Annotated in this window: 12 protein-coding genes; 6 read left to right on the top strand and 6 right to left on the bottom strand. The window is 63.8% G+C overall.

Annotated features, from left to right (window positions below; genetic code table 11):
* Window positions 1–79: 79 nt before the first annotated feature.
* The gene (clpB, locus tag LOZ74_RS02875; RefSeq protein ID WP_230292810.1) at window positions 80–2,659 is read right to left on the bottom strand and encodes an ATP-dependent chaperone ClpB; all 2,580 of its coding nucleotides are present in this window, start codon (window positions 2,657–2,659) and stop codon (window positions 80–82) included.
* A gap of 365 nt (window positions 2,660–3,024) precedes the next feature.
* Between clpB and LOZ74_RS02870 the strand changes: the two genes are divergently transcribed.
* The gene (locus tag LOZ74_RS02870) at window positions 3,025–5,934 is read left to right on the top strand and encodes a pitrilysin family protein (protein WP_230292809.1); all 2,910 of its coding nucleotides are present in this window, start codon (window positions 3,025–3,027) and stop codon (window positions 5,932–5,934) included.
* Window positions 5,935–6,039: 105 nt separating this feature from the next.
* Here LOZ74_RS02870 and gatB read toward each other — a convergent pair whose 3' ends face one another.
* From gatB to rpsU, 5 genes are all read right to left on the bottom strand, one after another.
* On the bottom strand, window positions 6,040–7,533 hold the full coding sequence (gatB, locus tag LOZ74_RS02865; RefSeq protein WP_230292808.1) for an Asp-tRNA(Asn)/Glu-tRNA(Gln) amidotransferase subunit GatB: 1,494 nt from the start codon (window positions 7,531–7,533) through the stop codon (window positions 6,040–6,042).
* A gap of 219 nt (window positions 7,534–7,752) precedes the next feature.
* Window positions 7,753–9,252: an Asp-tRNA(Asn)/Glu-tRNA(Gln) amidotransferase subunit GatA gene (gene gatA / locus LOZ74_RS02860; protein ID WP_230292807.1), complete on the bottom strand. Its 1,500-nt coding sequence runs from the start codon at window positions 9,250–9,252 to the stop codon at window positions 7,753–7,755.
* The gene (gene gatC, locus LOZ74_RS02855) at window positions 9,252–9,554 is read right to left on the bottom strand and encodes an Asp-tRNA(Asn)/Glu-tRNA(Gln) amidotransferase subunit GatC (RefSeq protein ID WP_230278950.1); all 303 of its coding nucleotides are present in this window, start codon (window positions 9,552–9,554) and stop codon (window positions 9,252–9,254) included. Before gatC ends, gatA begins: the two co-directional genes overlap by 1 nt.
* 60 nt (window positions 9,555–9,614) lie before the next feature.
* The gene (locus tag LOZ74_RS02850; RefSeq protein ID WP_230278951.1) at window positions 9,615–10,133 is read right to left on the bottom strand and encodes an FKBP-type peptidyl-prolyl cis-trans isomerase; all 519 of its coding nucleotides are present in this window, start codon (window positions 10,131–10,133) and stop codon (window positions 9,615–9,617) included.
* A gap of 126 nt (window positions 10,134–10,259) precedes the next feature.
* Entirely contained in the window at window positions 10,260–10,466 is a 207-nt protein-coding gene (rpsU, locus tag LOZ74_RS02845; RefSeq protein WP_066842689.1) for a 30S ribosomal protein S21, read from the bottom strand.
* 327 nt (window positions 10,467–10,793) lie between these two features.
* Here rpsU and crcB point away from each other — a divergent pair, with 327 nt between their 5' ends.
* From crcB to LOZ74_RS02820, 5 genes are read left to right on the top strand one after another with little or no spacing between them, the layout of a single operon-like run.
* On the top strand, window positions 10,794–11,234 hold the full coding sequence (gene crcB / locus LOZ74_RS02840; RefSeq protein ID WP_230292806.1) for a fluoride efflux transporter CrcB: 441 nt from the start codon (window positions 10,794–10,796) through the stop codon (window positions 11,232–11,234).
* Window positions 11,234–12,463 (top strand): RluA family pseudouridine synthase, encoded by a 1,230-nt coding sequence (locus LOZ74_RS02835; protein ID WP_230292805.1) that lies wholly within the window; start codon window positions 11,234–11,236, stop codon window positions 12,461–12,463. The genes crcB and LOZ74_RS02835 overlap by 1 nt, the downstream gene beginning before the upstream one ends.
* Window positions 12,460–13,122, top strand: coding sequence for an HAD-IA family hydrolase (locus LOZ74_RS02830; protein WP_230292804.1), 663 nt, complete (start codon window positions 12,460–12,462; stop codon window positions 13,120–13,122). The genes LOZ74_RS02835 and LOZ74_RS02830 overlap by 4 nt, the downstream gene beginning before the upstream one ends.
* A complete protein-coding gene (locus tag LOZ74_RS02825; protein WP_230292803.1) occupies window positions 13,115–13,393 on the top strand; it encodes a hypothetical protein in 279 nt (92 codons plus the stop codon). Before LOZ74_RS02830 ends, LOZ74_RS02825 begins: the two co-directional genes overlap by 8 nt.
* Complete coding sequence (locus tag LOZ74_RS02820) at window positions 13,390–14,085, top strand: ATP12 family chaperone protein (RefSeq protein ID WP_230292802.1); 696 nt, start codon at window positions 13,390–13,392, stop codon at window positions 14,083–14,085. Before LOZ74_RS02825 ends, LOZ74_RS02820 begins: the two co-directional genes overlap by 4 nt.
* Window positions 14,086–14,109: the final 24 nt, after the last annotated feature.

Here is a 14,109-nt window from a genome sequence, read left to right as displayed (position 1 = left end):
AGCGACAGCGTAAAAGGAAGGGGCCCCGGCGCAAACCGGGGCCCCTTTTTTGTGCCCGTAACCGTGAACTAAGGGCCGGTCAGGCGACGGAGATGTTCAGCGCCCCGTCCCCCTCGTCGATATTGACCGTCGACCCGTCAGGAATATCGCCCGCCAGCAACATCTCGGCCAGCGGGTCCTGAAGATAGCGCTGCACCGCGCGCTTCAACGGACGCGCGCCATAGACCGGATCGTAACCGACCCGCCCCAGCCAGCGCTTGGCCGCATCGGTCAGGTCAAGCACGATCTTGCGATCCTTCAAAAGCTTTTGCACCCGCTTTACCTGAATCTCGACGATCGGGGCCATGTGTTCGGCGGCAAGGCGGTGGAACAGGATGATCTCGTCCAGACGGTTCAGGAATTCGGGCCGGAAATGCCCGCGCACCACGTCCATCACCTGCGGTTCGACATCCTCGACCTTCTGGCCGTCTTCCATATTGGCCAGATACTGGCTTCCAAGGTTCGACGTCAGGATGATCAGCGTGTTCGAAAAATCGACCACGCGGCCCTGCCCGTCGGTCAGACGGCCATCGTCCAGCACCTGCAGCAGCACATTGAATACATCGCTGTGCGCCTTTTCGACCTCGTCGAACAGCACGACTTGATAAGGCCTGCGCCGCACCGCTTCGGTCAGCACGCCGCCTTCTTCATAACCGACATAGCCCGGAGGCGCGCCGATCAGTCGGGCAACCGCGTGCTTTTCCATGAATTCCGACATGTCGATGCGCACCATCGCGCTATCGTCGTCGAACAGGAATTCGGCCAGCGCCTTGGTCAGTTCGGTCTTGCCGACACCCGTGGGGCCAAGGAACAGGAAGCTGCCCAGCGGCCGGTTCGGATCCTGCAATCCGGCCCGCGCACGGCGGACTGCCTTGGACACGGCGACAACCGCATCTTCCTGACCGATGACGCGCTTGCCGATCACTTCCTCCATCTTGAGGAGCTTTTCGCGCTCGCCTTCCATCATCCGGTCGACCGGCACGCCGGTCCAGCGGCTGACGACACCGGCGATGTCATCCTCGGTCACTTCCTCGCGCAGCAGCGCGTTTTCGGATTGCGCGGCAGCTTCGGCCAGCTGCTTCTCCAGCGCCGGAATGCGCCCGTATGAAAGCTCGCCCGCCTTGGCGAGGTCGCCCGCACGCTGCGCCTGTTCCAGCTCGATCCGCGCGGCGTCCAGCTCTTCCTTGATCTTGCCCTCGGCCGCGATCTTGTCGCGCTCGTTCTGCCAGCGCGTGGTCAGCTCGCTCGATTGCTGTTCAAGGTTCGCCAGCTCCTCGCGCAAAGCGGTCAGCCGGTCTGCGCTGGCGGCGTCGGTTTCCTTGGAAAGGGCCGATTCCTCGATCTTGAGCTGGATGATCCGGCGGTCGAGATTCTCGATTTCCTCGGGCTTCGATTCCACTTCCATGCGGATGCGCGATGCCGCCTCGTCCATCAGGTCGATGGCTTTGTCGGGCAGGAAACGGTCGGAAATATAGCGGTTCGACAGGGTTGCCGCCGCCACGATCGCGCCATCGGTGATGCGCACGCCGTGGTGAAGCTCGTACTTCTCCTTCAGCCCGCGCAGGATCGAAATCGTGTCTTCCACGGTCGGCTCGCCCACGAACACGGGCTGGAACCGGCGCTGCAAGGCGGGGTCTTTCTCCACGTACTTCTGGTACTCATCCAGCGTGGTCGCACCGATGCAGTGCAATTCGCCGCGCGCCAGAGCGGGCTTCAGCAGATTGCCCGCATCCATCGCGCCTTCGGATTTTCCCGCGCCGATCAGCGTGTGCATCTCATCGATGAACAGGATGATCTCGCCCTCGGCGCCCTTCACCTCGTCAAGCACAGACTTCAGCCGCTCTTCGAACTCGCCGCGATATTTCGCGCCCGCAATCAGGCTGCCCATGTCGAGCGCCATCAGGCGGCGATCCTTCAGGCTGTCGGGCACGTCGCCATTGGCGATGCGCAAGGCGAGCCCCTCGGCGATGGCGGTCTTGCCGACGCCGGGTTCGCCGATCAGGGCGGGATTGTTCTTGGTCCGGCGGGCAAGGATCTGCACCGTGCGGCGGATTTCCTCGTCGCGCCCGATCACGGGGTCCAGCTTGCCGTCACGCGCTGCCGCAGTCAGGTCGCGGGCATATTTCTCCAGCGCGTCATAGCTTTCCTCGGCGCTGGCAGTATCGGCCTTGCGACCGCCGCGTAATTCGGTGATCGCGGCCTCCAGAGCCTGCGGCGTCAGATTGGCGGCTTTGAGCGCCTGTCCAGCCGACGTGGTGGTGGCCAAAGTCAGCGCCAGCAGCAGCCGTTCCACGGTGACATAGGAATCGCCCGATTTGGTCGCCAGCTGCTCTGCCTGGTCCAGCACGCGCACCGCATCGTTATCAAGGCCCGGCGTCTGCTGCGCCCCGCCGCCCGAAACCTGCGGCACTTTCGACAGCGCCTCGTCAATTTCGGCGGTTGCGAAACCGGCATTGCCGCCCGCCCGCTGGATCAGGCCCGAAGCCATGCCCTCGCTATCTTCCAGCAGCGCTTTCAAAATATGCGCCGGGCTGATCCGCTGATGGTTCATGCGGATCGCAACGGTCTGCGCCGCTTGCAGAAATCCCTTGGCGCGATCGGTGAATTTTTCCAGATTCATGGGTTTCTATGCCCCCTCATTGCCATAACAGGCCAATTACCGCCGAAGGCCCAACAGCGGCACCTTCGATCCGCCTCAAGATAGTGTTGCCATTTTGCAACACAAGCCTCTCCGGTAAAATTTTTGCGCACCATGACGCGGCCACTTCCGGTCCGGCCCGATAGAATTTCGGAGACCGTCACCCGATTTCAACCCCGCTGAAACCGGCGCGGATCGACAAAATGCAGATTCCCATCGACGAATGTCCTCTATTGGCTGGAAACCGCCGTTTCTTTTGATATCAATGGTTACCAATCGCGCAGGGGGGCGCATCCGCCACGGGCTGGTCGGGTTTGCTGGGCGCGTTACACCGGACTGGAGACATCATGCGTTTGAACACTCGGCTGCTGATCGCAGCATCGGCCCTTTCGATCATGGCCGCGCCTGCCGCCGCTCTCGCCAATCAGGCCGCGCCCGCCGCCGAAGTCGCGCCCGCCCCGCTGTCCGAACTGATCGCGGGCGTCGACATTCCTTATGAATCGTTCAAGCTGGAAAACGGGCTGACCGTGCTGGTTCACGAAGACCGCAAGACCCCCGTGGTCGCCGTCTCGGTCTGGTATGCGGTCGGCTCCAAGAACGAGCCCAAGGGCAAGACCGGCTTTGCCCATCTGTTCGAACATCTGATGTTCAACGGATCGGAAAATGCACCGGGCGACTTCTTCGAACCGCTGCAGCAGGTCGGCGCGACCGATTTCAACGGCACCACCTGGTTCGACCGCACCAATTACTTCGAAACCGTGCCGACCGGCGCGCTCGACCGTGCCCTGTTCCTTGAATCCGACCGCATGGGCCATTTGCTGGGCGCGGTGACGCAGGCCAATCTGGATAACCAGATCGGCGTGGTGCAGAACGAAAAGCGGCAGGGCGACAACCAGCCCTATGGCATGGTCGACTATGAACAGCTCGAAACGCTGTATCCGTCGGGCCACCCCTATCACCATTCCACCATCGGTTCGATGGACGATCTTTCGGGCGCGACGCTGGACGATGTGAAGGGCTGGTTCACCAGCCACTACGGCCCCAATAATGCCGTGCTGGTGCTGGCGGGCGATATCGACCTCGCCACGGCCAAGCAGAAAGTGAACAAATGGTTCGGCGCGATCCCCGCCGGTCCCGCGATCGAGCCGGTGAACGCACCCGTGCCCACGCTGGATGCGCCCGTGACCAAGGTCATTTACGATCAGGTCGCTACCCCGCGCATCTATCGTTACTGGGCGATCCCCGGTCTGAACGACAAGGATGCCGTGCCGCTGGAAATGGCGGGACGCGTGCTGGGCGGGCTCGCTTCCTCGCGCCTCGATAACGAGCTGGTGCGCGGCAAGCAGCTGGCCGTGGCGGTCGTCGCCAGCACCAGCAGCTTTGAACAGGCTGGCCAGTTCGAAGTCTATGCCGATCTGAAACCGGGCGTGGAACTGGCCGATCTGGAAGCCGCGCTGGACGCCGAAATCGGCAAGATGATCGCCGAAGGGCTCACAGCCGACGAATTGCAGCGCGCCGCAACGCAATATGCCGCTGCCGAGATCCGCGGCCTCGACACGCTGGGCGGCTTCAACGGCAAGGCGCCGACACTGGCGCAAGGCCTGCTCTATTCAGACGATCCGGAATTCTATAAAAAGCGCCTCGCCCGCATCGCATCGGTCACCCCTGCCGAAGTGCAGGACGCGGCCGCCCGCTGGCTGAAACGTCCGGTGTTCAAGCTGACCGTGATGCCCGGCACCCGCAAGGAAGGCGGCGAGAATCGCGGCGGCTATGTTATCGCGGGCGATGCGCCGTCCAGCGCCCCGCAATATTTCTGGAACCCTGCCAGCATCGCCGGCCCCATCTCGGCAGCCCCCGTCGTGGCCGCACCCAAGGCCGATCCCGACCGTTCCTCGCTGCCGGCGATGGGCGATCTGGCTCCGCTCGATTTCCCGGCCATCCAGCGCGCCGTGCTGGATAACGGCATGCAGATCTATCTCGCCCGCCGCGAAGGCGTGCCGATGGTGACCGCGCGGCTCAGTTTCGATGCCGGCGCCGCCGCCGACCCCAAGGACGCGCTGGGCACCCAGTCGCTGATGCTGCAAGCGATGGACGCAGGCACCACCAGCCTCGACGCGACCGAGCTAGCGATTGCGCAGGAACGCCTTGGCGCATCGATCAACGGCAGTGCCAGCCGCGACAATACCAGCTTTACCCTGTCGGCGCTGGAGCCGAACCTTGGCCCCAGCTTCGCCCTGCTGGCCGACTATGTGCGCAACCCGGCCTTCGACGGTGACGAGCTGGAGCGCGTGCGCAGCCAGCAGCTGAACCGCATCAACGCCGAAAACACCCAGCCGCTGGCGCTGGCGCAAAAGGTGCTGGCACCGGCGCTCTATGGCCCTGCCCACCCCTATGGCTCTCCGCCCAGCGGTCTGGGCAGCGCCGATATCGTATCCGGCCTGACCACGCAGGATCTGCGCGAATTCCACGCCACATGGCTGCGCCCCGATACGGCGCGGCTGTATGTCGTGGGCGATACGACGATGGAAGAGGTTGTCGAACTTGCCAATCAGGCATTCGGCAACTGGGCGCGCCCCGGCACGCCCGCGCCCGCCAAGAATTTCGACATTGCCATCCCCGCTGCAAAGCCGCGCGTGATCCTGATCGACCGTCCGGCATCGCCGCAATCGCTGATCCTTGCGGGCAAGGTGATCGACAAGAAGGGCACCGACGATCTGGTCACGCTGGATGCCGCGAACAGCGTGCTGGGCGGCAGCTTTCTCTCGCGCCTGAATTCGGACCTGCGCGAGACCAAGGGTTGGTCCTATGGCGTGCAGAGCCTGTTGATGGCTCCTGAAGAAAACGTGGCCTTTGCCGTCTATGCGCCGGTTCAGGCCGACCGCACCGGCGATTCGATCGCAGCCCTGCGCGAGGATATGTCGAAGTTCCTGACCACTGACGGCGTGACCGAGGACGAGCTGGTCCGCACCGTCAACGGCGAGGTTCGCGGCCTTCCCGGCACGTTCGAGACGAGCGGTGACGTGCTGGGCGGCCTTGTGAATATTGTCGAGCTGGACCGGCCCGACAATTACTACGAACTGCTTCCCGGCAAGTACGAAGCGCTGACCCCTGCCGTTCTGGATCAGGCCGCGCGCGAGCAGAAGCTGGACGATGGGCTGGTCTGGGTCGTCGTCGGCGATGCGGAGAGCGTGCGTCCGCAGCTCGACCAGCTGGGCCTGCCGGTCGAAGTCGCAAAGCCCGCACGCACGGGGGAGTAATTCCCCCGCCTTCGGGCGGGGCCTTCGGGCGACAGTCTGGATAAAAAAGGGGCGCCGGTCGGACATGACCGGCGCCCCTTTTGATTCGGTCGGGATGAAGCGGGTTCAGCCGTCCAGCTTGGCCTTCAGCACCTCGTTCACGACCTGCGGATTGCCCTTGCCCTTCATCGCCTTCATCGTCTGGCCAACGAAAAAGCCGAACAGCTTGTCCTTGCCGCCGCGATATTCGGCAACCTTGTCCGCGTTTGCGGCCAGCACCTCGTCGATCACCGCTTCGATCGCGCCGGTATCGCTGTTCTGCTTCAGCCCTTCGGTCTCGGCAATTTCATCGGGTTCGCGGCCGGTCTTCAGGACAATCTCATAGATCTCCTTCGCTTGCCCGCCCGACACGGTATTGGCCGCCGCCAGCGCAAGGATCGCCGCGTTGGCCGCCGTCGTATCATGCACATCGTCCGCGCCTTCGGTAGCGTTCTTGACGCCCGGCGCGACCGAAAGCACCCAGTTCGCGACTTGCGTCGCGACATCCTTTTCGGGCTTGCCGGTCTTGTCCGCCGTCGCGCCCAGAACATCCTCGAACCGCTGGTACACATCGACATCCGCCGTCAGCTGGCCCGCATTATAGGCGCTCAGCCCCAGCTCGTTCTCATACCGGTGCCGCTTGGCATCGGGCAGTTCGGGCAGACTCTCGCGGCAGTCGTGCAGGAACGCATCGTCCAGTTCCAGCGGCAGCAGATCGGGATCGGGGAAATAGCGATAGTCATGCGCGTCCTCTTTTGACCGCATGGTCCGCGTCGTTCCGGTATCAGGGTCGAACAGGCGGGTTTCCTGATCCACCGTGCCGCCCGATTCCAGCACATCGACCTGCCGGTTCGCTTCATATTCGATGACCTGCATCACGAAGCGCACGGAATTGACGTTCTTGGTCTCGGTCCGCGTGCCGAATTCCTCGCCAGCCTTACGGACCGAAACATTGACGTCGGCCCGCATCGAGCCTTCTTCCATATTTCCGTCGCACGAACCGACATAGCGCAGGATCGACCGCAACTTGCGCACATAGGCACCGGCCTCTGCGGGCGAACGCATATCGGGCTTCGACACGATCTCCATCAGCGCGACGCCGCTGCGGTTCAAATCGACATAGGACATGGTCGGGTGCTGATCGTGCATCAGCTTGCCCGCGTCCTGCTCGACATGGATCCGCTCGATCCCGATGCGCTTGGTGCTCTCGGGGTTCTTGTCGTCCAGCGCGATATCCAGATGCCCCTCGCCCACCAGCGGGTGATAGAGCTGGCTGATCTGGTAGCCCTGCGGCAGATCGGCATAGAAATAGTTCTTGCGGTCGAACCGGCTCCACTTGTTGATCTGCGCATCGATCGCCATGCCGGTACGCACTGCCTGCCGGATGCATTCGCGGTTGGGCACGGGCAGCATGCCGGGCATCGCGGCATCGATCAGCGACACCTGCGTATTGGGTTCGGCCCCGAAGGCGGTGGCAGCCGATGAGAACAGCTTCGCCTGCGAAGTGACCTGCGCGTGAACTTCAAGGCCGATCACGACCTCCCACTCGCCGGTTGCGCCGTGGATTCGATAGTCAGTCATCGCTAATTACTTTGCCTGTCTTGGTATCGAAGCGAGCTTCTCCGATTCCATTTTGTCTGCCGAAGTCATCCAACTTCCCAAGAAGCCATCCGAGTGCATACATGAGAAGCCCAAGGCCTGCGCCAGTCGGTATGTTTGAAATTCCGCCTTCCCAGATCCGCGCATAGTAGACCCATACGGCGAGAAAGGCGAAACACGCCAAACGATAAAGCCAACGGCTCACCACCACCGTTCCGGCGTCGCCACGAAGCCCGCCGCCTTCTCGATCGCAAGCCCCGCGTTCAGCACGCCCTGCTCGTCGAAAGCCTTGCCGATGATCTGCAAGCCCAGCGGCAGACCTTCGCGGTTAAGCCCCGCCGGAACGCTCATCGCCGGAAGCCCTGCCAGCGAGGCGGGCACGGCAAACACGTCGTTCAGATACATCGCCAGCGGATCGCTCGTCTTGTCGCCCAGCGCGAAGGCCGCGGTGGGGCAGGTCGGCGCAAGGATCACGTCGCACTGTTCAAACGCCTTGGCAAAATCCTGCGCGATCAAAGTGCGGATCTTCTGCGCCTGATTGTAATAGGCGTCGTAGAAACCGGCGCTCAGCACATAGGTGCCGATCATGATGCGGCGCTTTACCTCGGGCCCGAAGCCGTCGGCGCGGGTGGCGGCATACATGTCCTGCAAGCCTGCGCCATCAGGCAGGTCGCGCAGTCCGTAACGCACGCCGTCATAACGGGCGAGGTTCGACGAAGCCTCTGCCGGGGCAATGATGTAATAGGCTGGCAGCGCATATTTGGTGTGCGGCAGGCTGATATCGACGATCTCGGCCCCCGCGTCCTTCATCCACGCAATGCCGTCGTCCCAGCTTTTGGCGACATCCTCGTCCATCCCGTCCATGCGATATTCGCGCGGGATGCCGATTTTCTTGCCCTTCATGTCGGGGTTCAGGCCCGCTTCCCATTCGGGGACCGGCATGTCGAGGCTGGTCGCGTCCTTCGGGTCGAAGCCTGCCATCGCCTCAAGCATGATCGCACAGTCGCGCGTATCGCGCGCCATCGGGCCCGCCTGATCGAGCGAGGAGGCGAACGCCACCACGCCCCAGCGCGAGCAGCGGCCATAGGTGGGCTTGATGCCGGTGATGCCGGTGAAAGCCGCAGGCTGGCGGATCGATCCGCCCGTATCGGTGCCGGTCGCAGCCGGTGCAAGCCGCGCCGCAACCGCCGCAGACGAACCGCCCGACGAACCACCGGGGGCCAGAGCCGCGTTTCCGCCGTCTTTCCGGCGCCACGGGCTGATCACATTGCCGAAATAGCTCGTCTCGTTCGACGAACCCATGGCGAACTGGTCAAGGTTCAGCTTGCCCAGCATGCCCGCGCCCGCGTCCCACAATTTCTGCGAAACGGTCGATTCGTATTGCGGCTTGAACCCTTCGAGGATGTGGCTGGCCGCCGTGGTCTGCACGCCATGCGTGGCAAACAGATCCTTCATGCCGATCGGCACGCCGCCCATCTTGCCCAGCGCCTCTCCCTTGGCGCGCTTCGCGTCCACGCCTTTCGCCGCCTCGACCGCCGCATCGGGGGTCGCCACGATAAAGGCGTTGAGGTCGCTGGCCGCCGCGACATTGGCGTTGAACGCCTCCGCCACCTCGACAGCGGTGAAATCGCCGCCCGCAACGCCGTCGCGGATCGCCGCGACGCCCAGCTCCGTCAGAGCGCTATTGTTGGTATCTGGCATTATTCGATCACCTTGGGCACGCCGAAAAATCCGTGCTCGGCAGCGGGCGCATTGGCCAGCACCGCGTCACGGCGATTCCCGCCCGTCAACGGGTCGGCATCGACCACGTCATCGCGCAGGCGCAGCGTGTTGGGGATCACCGCGGTCATCGGCTCGACGCCGGTCACATCGACCTCGCCAAGCTGTTCGACCCAGTCGAGGATCTGGTTGAGTTCGGGAACGAAGGCCTCTGCCTCGCCATCGCGCAGCGCGATGCGAGCCAGCGAGGCGATCTTTTCGACCGTTGCTTTATCGACAGACATGGCCGCGCGATTAGCCAACCATCGCGCGTCTGCCAAGCGTCTGTTGCAAGCCCCGGGCGCTTATTCCCCGGCGGGAGGGGCGCCAGCGGGCCCGCCCATGCCGCCCAGACCCATCTGCTGCATCTGCTGCTGGATCGCGCGCAGTTCGGCCTCCGAACGGAAATCGATCAGTTCGACCGTGAAAGTCAGGTCGGCATTGGGAGGAATGCGATCGCCCGCACCCTGCGCGCCATAGGCCTGATCGGAGGGAATGAACACTTCGTACCGGCCGCCGCGCTGCATCTGCTGAAGCGCCGTGCCAAAGCCCGGCACCACGCCCGAAACGGGGAAGACCGCACCATCGGCCGAATCGAAAACCGTTCCGTCGGCCAGCCTGCCTTCGTAATTGACGTTCACAATGTCATCCATTGTGGGCGAACCGCCGGTCCCGGCAGACAATGTGGTGACTTCCAGCCCCTGATAGCGGGTCGCCCATGCAGCGCCGGCAGCCAGCAGCAGCGCGATCACGATGCCGATCCAAAGCTTGGAGAGGATACCCTTGCCAATCGGCTGCAGCGGGACGCGGGTGATTTCGGCCATGATGTGATGCGCTTTCCGGATTAGATGCAAAAAAGGCGCGGGAAGAAATATCCCGCGCCCCTTTGGCGTATGCGGCGATCAGGTTCAAGCGGCTTGCGTAATCAGGCCGCCCGAAAACCCCGAACCTTAACGAACGCCGTCGCGTTCCATCCGCTTGCGCTCCAGCTTGCGGGCGCGGCGGACAGCAGCGGCCTTTTCACGGGCGCGCTTTTCGCTGGGCTTTTCGAAGTGACGACGCAGCTTCATTTCGCGATAAACGCCCTCGCGCTGCAGCTTCTTCTTAAGCGCGCGGAGAGCCTGGTCGACATTGTTATCGCGAACGATGATTTGCATAAAACGCTGCTACCTCGGTTTCTGTCAGGGCACCTGCAGGAAGCGAATCGCCCGCGAGTACCGGATGAACTGATTTTAAATGTTATACGGGCCGAATCCCCACGGGATCAGCCTGAACCGGCGGAGCCGCTACCAGCACAGTCCCCGCAAAGCAAGCATGCTTATGTCGAGAATCAGCCGGAGGCACCCACCAACTGTTGCGTTACTACCACAAAACGGCCATCGGGACCAAATTCACTGCATCACCCGCTGCATCGAATGCGGCGGACCGGGAACGGCGCGTACCTCTTTCGCAAGGCGCTTCGGCCCGTTAAACGCAAGGGTTCCATGGCAACGCCGCTTTCATCGCTGTCCGCATCCCTGCTTGTCGCGCTTGGCGGCGGGACAGGGGCCGTGCTGCGCTTTCATCTGGGGCGGCTGATCGCCCATCTCGCGCCCGCGCAGGCCATGGCCTTTCCATGGGCGACGCTGGCCGCCAATACGCTGGGCAGCGCCGCGATGGGCATGCTGGTCGCGTGGCTGGCCCGCCACGACTCGGGCGCAGGAATATTGGGTGGCGGCGTGATCGGGGGCCCCGAAAACTGGCGCCTGCTGATCGGCGTGGGCCTTTTGGGCGGATTCACCACTTTCTCCAGCTTCTCGATGGAAACGGTGCTGCTGTGGCAACGGGGAGAGGCAGGGCTGGCACTGGCCTATATCGCTGCATCGCTGTTGCTGGGCATCGCAGGCCTGATCGCGGGCATCACTTTTGTAAGAGGCACGCTGTAATGGCCGATGGACCTTTGGCTCCCGAAGATACGATCCGCCGCTTTACCGTCGGACATGACGACGATGGCGCGCGTCTGGACCGCTGGTTCAAACGGCATCTGCCGCAAATCGGCTTCAACACCATCTCGCGCTGGGCGCGCACCGGCCAGATCCGCGTCGACGGCAAACGTGCCCGCCCAGAGGATCGCATCAGCGCGGGTCAGGAAATCCGCGTCCCCCCCGGCGGCGAAAGCGCCAGTGGCGGCGCACCCAAACGCCAGCGTATCCAGCTGACCGAGGATGAGCTGGCCGAAGCGGATGCCATGGTGCTGCACCGCGACCGCGCGGCCATCGTGCTGAACAAGCCGCCGGGCCTTGCCACGCAAGGCGGTACCGGCACCAAGCATCATGTCGACCGGCTGCTCGAAGCCTTCGTGCCCGAAGAGGATTCGAAAGTGCCCCGCCCCCGCCTCGTCCACCGGCTGGACAAGGATACCAGCGGCGTGCTGCTGACGGCGGCAACTCCGGGCAGCGCGGCGTTTTTCTCGAAACGCTTTTCGGGCCGGAGCGCCAAGAAGGTCTATTGGGCGCTGGTAACGGGCGTGCCCGATATCGCGGCTGGCACGATCGATCTGGCGCTGGCCAAGCAGCCCGGCACCGGCGGCAAAAAAATGATGCCCGACGAAGAGGGGCAGCCCGCGCGCACCAAATATCGCGTGGTCGACCGCGCCGGAAACAAGGCCGCCTGGGTAGAGCTGGAACCGCTGACTGGCCGCACGCACCAGCTGCGCGTGCATATGGCCGCGATCGGCCATCCCATTGTGGGCGACGGCAAATATGGCGGTCAGGCCGCGTTCCTGACGGGCAGCATCAGCCGCAAGATGCACCTTCATGCTCGCCGCCTGATCATCGATCACCCGGATGGCGTGCCGCTGGATGTCACCGCGCCGCTGCCCGACCACTTCGCCGCCAGCATGGAACAGTTGGGTTTCGACGAGACTGCAAGCGACGCCCTGCCCGAAGAGGGCCCGCCCCCGCCCACGCGCGAAGAAAAAAAGATCGCAGCGCGCCGCCATGCCAAGGATATGCGCAAGGAACGGCGCGGAGAGCGCCGCCAGCGAACCGCCGGAGCGCCGAAAATGGGCAAGCCGACCACCAAGCGCTCTGCCGCGCCCAAAAAGGGCGGCGTGAAAAAGGGCAAGGGGAGCCCCGTTTCCAAAAAGCCCGCCGGAAAGCCGCGCGGTAAATGACCCGCGTTGCCATCTTCGATTGCGATGGCACTCTGGTCGACGGGCAGGCCAATGTGTGCGAGGCGATGGAGGAAGCCTTTGCGGCATGTTCGCTGGCTGCCCCGCCCCGCACGCTGATCCGCCGCGCGGTCGGCCTTTCGCTGCCGCAGGCGATGGCGCTGATGCTGCCCGACAGCACGGCCGAACAACAGGAACTGCTGGCCGAAAGCTATCGCATCGCGTTTCGCGAACACCGCCGCCTTGGCCGTATTAACGAGCCTTTGTTCAACGGGATCGCCCCGCTGCTGAACCGGCTGCATGCCAATGGCTGGCAACTGGCCGTCGCCACCGGCAAATCGCGGCGCGGCCTGCAGCATTGTCTGGAAACGCATGGCATCGCCCATCTTTTCGGCAGTTTGCAGACCGCAGACGACCATCCGTCGAAACCCGATCCCGCGATGATCGCCGCCGTGCTGTGGGAAACCGATCTGGAACCGGCGGATGCGGTGATGATCGGCGACACCAGTTTCGACATGGCCATGGCGGGCGCGGCAGGCGTGCGCGCCATCGGGGTCGACTGGGGCTATCACCATGCCGAGGAATTGCTGGCAACCGGCGCAGAGGCGGTTGCCGAAACGGTGGAGGAACTGGGGCTGATGCTGGAAGACGCAGATGGCTGATCCGGCGGCAGGACGCTTTTTCGCGATGCAGATCGCCCGCATGGGCGGGGTAGCGATGGCCGTCTATGGCATGCTGGTCGCCGCGTCCGACGTGCCATGGCCCGACGGCCTGCCCCGCTGGCTGGGCTTTGTCCTGCTGGCTGTCGGCATGGCCGACGCGCTGCTGGTGCCGCGCATGATGGCCAAGACATGGAACAGCGAGGCCCTGATCCAAAAAGAAAACGTCGCCAGGGAAATGGCCCGTAAAGAGCAGGACCGGTCGCGCCCATGAAACGTTTTTACCGCGAGGTGACGGTCCAGCCGCAAGTCAATGGCTGGCAAGTCGCGCTGGACGGGCGCGGCATGAAGACGCAGGGCGGCGCACCGCAGATCGTGCCTACCCGCGCCATGGCCGATGCGCTGGCCGCCGAATGGGCCGCGCAAGGGGATGAAATCGATCCCAAAAGCCTGCCGCTGCGCGATATGGCCGATTACGCGATCGACCGCGTTACCCCAGACCCTGCCTCCGCGATTGCCGCCATCATGCCTTTCGCCGAAACCGACACGCTCTGCTATCGCGCGGACGACGGCGATGCGCTGCGCGAGCGGCAGGAGGAAGCGTGGGAACCGCTGGTCGCCGCCGCTGAAAAGCGCCTGGGGATCGAATTCTCCCGCGTTGCGGGCATCAGCTACACGCCGCATCCCCCCGCCACCCGCGCGCGTCTGGTGGAAGAGCTGGAGGAGATGGACCCGTTTACGCTGGCCGCGGTGCAAAACCTGTCCAGCCTTGCCGCATCGCTGATCGCCGCGCTGGAATCGCTGCGCAACGGGCAGGACGCCGAAACGCTGTTCGCCACCGCCAATCTGGAAGAGGACTGGCAGGCGCAGCAATGGGGGTGGGAGCATGAGGCGCTGGCCCGCCGCGACGCGCGCGCGCGCGGTTTCGCGCTGGCATGTCAATTCGCGCTACTGGCGCGAGGCTGACCCGCGCCCGCCCGTCACCCGCGC

The sequence above is a fragment of the Croceicoccus sp. Ery5 genome (assembly GCF_020985325.1).
Taxonomy (GTDB): Bacteria; Pseudomonadota; Alphaproteobacteria; order Sphingomonadales; family Sphingomonadaceae; genus Croceicoccus.
The sequence above is the reverse complement of the archived record's forward strand: the minus strand, read 5'-3'. Positions and strand labels throughout refer to the sequence as shown.

What these genes read in the sequence shown, in the direction of transcription:
- clpB (WP_230292810.1), bottom strand. Translation starts at nt 2,659, where the DNA reads ATGAATCTGGAAAAATTCACCGATCGCGCCAAGGGATTTCTGCAAGCG.
- LOZ74_RS02870 (WP_230292809.1), top strand. Translation starts at nt 3,025, where the DNA reads ATGCGTTTGAACACTCGGCTGCTGATCGCAGCATCGGCCCTTTCGATC.
- gatB (WP_230292808.1), bottom strand. Translation starts at nt 7,533, where the DNA reads ATGACTGACTATCGAATCCACGGCGCAACCGGCGAGTGGGAGGTCGTG.
- gatA (WP_230292807.1), bottom strand. Translation starts at nt 9,252, where the DNA reads ATGCCAGATACCAACAATAGCGCTCTGACGGAGCTGGGCGTCGCGGCG.
- gatC (WP_230278950.1), bottom strand. Translation starts at nt 9,554, where the DNA reads ATGTCTGTCGATAAAGCAACGGTCGAAAAGATCGCCTCGCTGGCTCGC.
- LOZ74_RS02850 (WP_230278951.1), bottom strand. Translation starts at nt 10,133, where the DNA reads ATGGCCGAAATCACCCGCGTCCCGCTGCAGCCGATTGGCAAGGGTATC.
- rpsU (WP_066842689.1), bottom strand. Translation starts at nt 10,466, where the DNA reads ATGCAAATCATCGTTCGCGATAACAATGTCGACCAGGCTCTCCGCGCG.
- crcB (WP_230292806.1), top strand. Translation starts at nt 10,794, where the DNA reads ATGGCAACGCCGCTTTCATCGCTGTCCGCATCCCTGCTTGTCGCGCTT.
- LOZ74_RS02835 (WP_230292805.1), top strand. Translation starts at nt 11,234, where the DNA reads ATGGCCGATGGACCTTTGGCTCCCGAAGATACGATCCGCCGCTTTACC.
- LOZ74_RS02830 (WP_230292804.1), top strand. Translation starts at nt 12,460, where the DNA reads ATGACCCGCGTTGCCATCTTCGATTGCGATGGCACTCTGGTCGACGGG.
- LOZ74_RS02825 (WP_230292803.1), top strand. Translation starts at nt 13,115, where the DNA reads ATGGCTGATCCGGCGGCAGGACGCTTTTTCGCGATGCAGATCGCCCGC.
- LOZ74_RS02820 (WP_230292802.1), top strand. Translation starts at nt 13,390, where the DNA reads ATGAAACGTTTTTACCGCGAGGTGACGGTCCAGCCGCAAGTCAATGGC.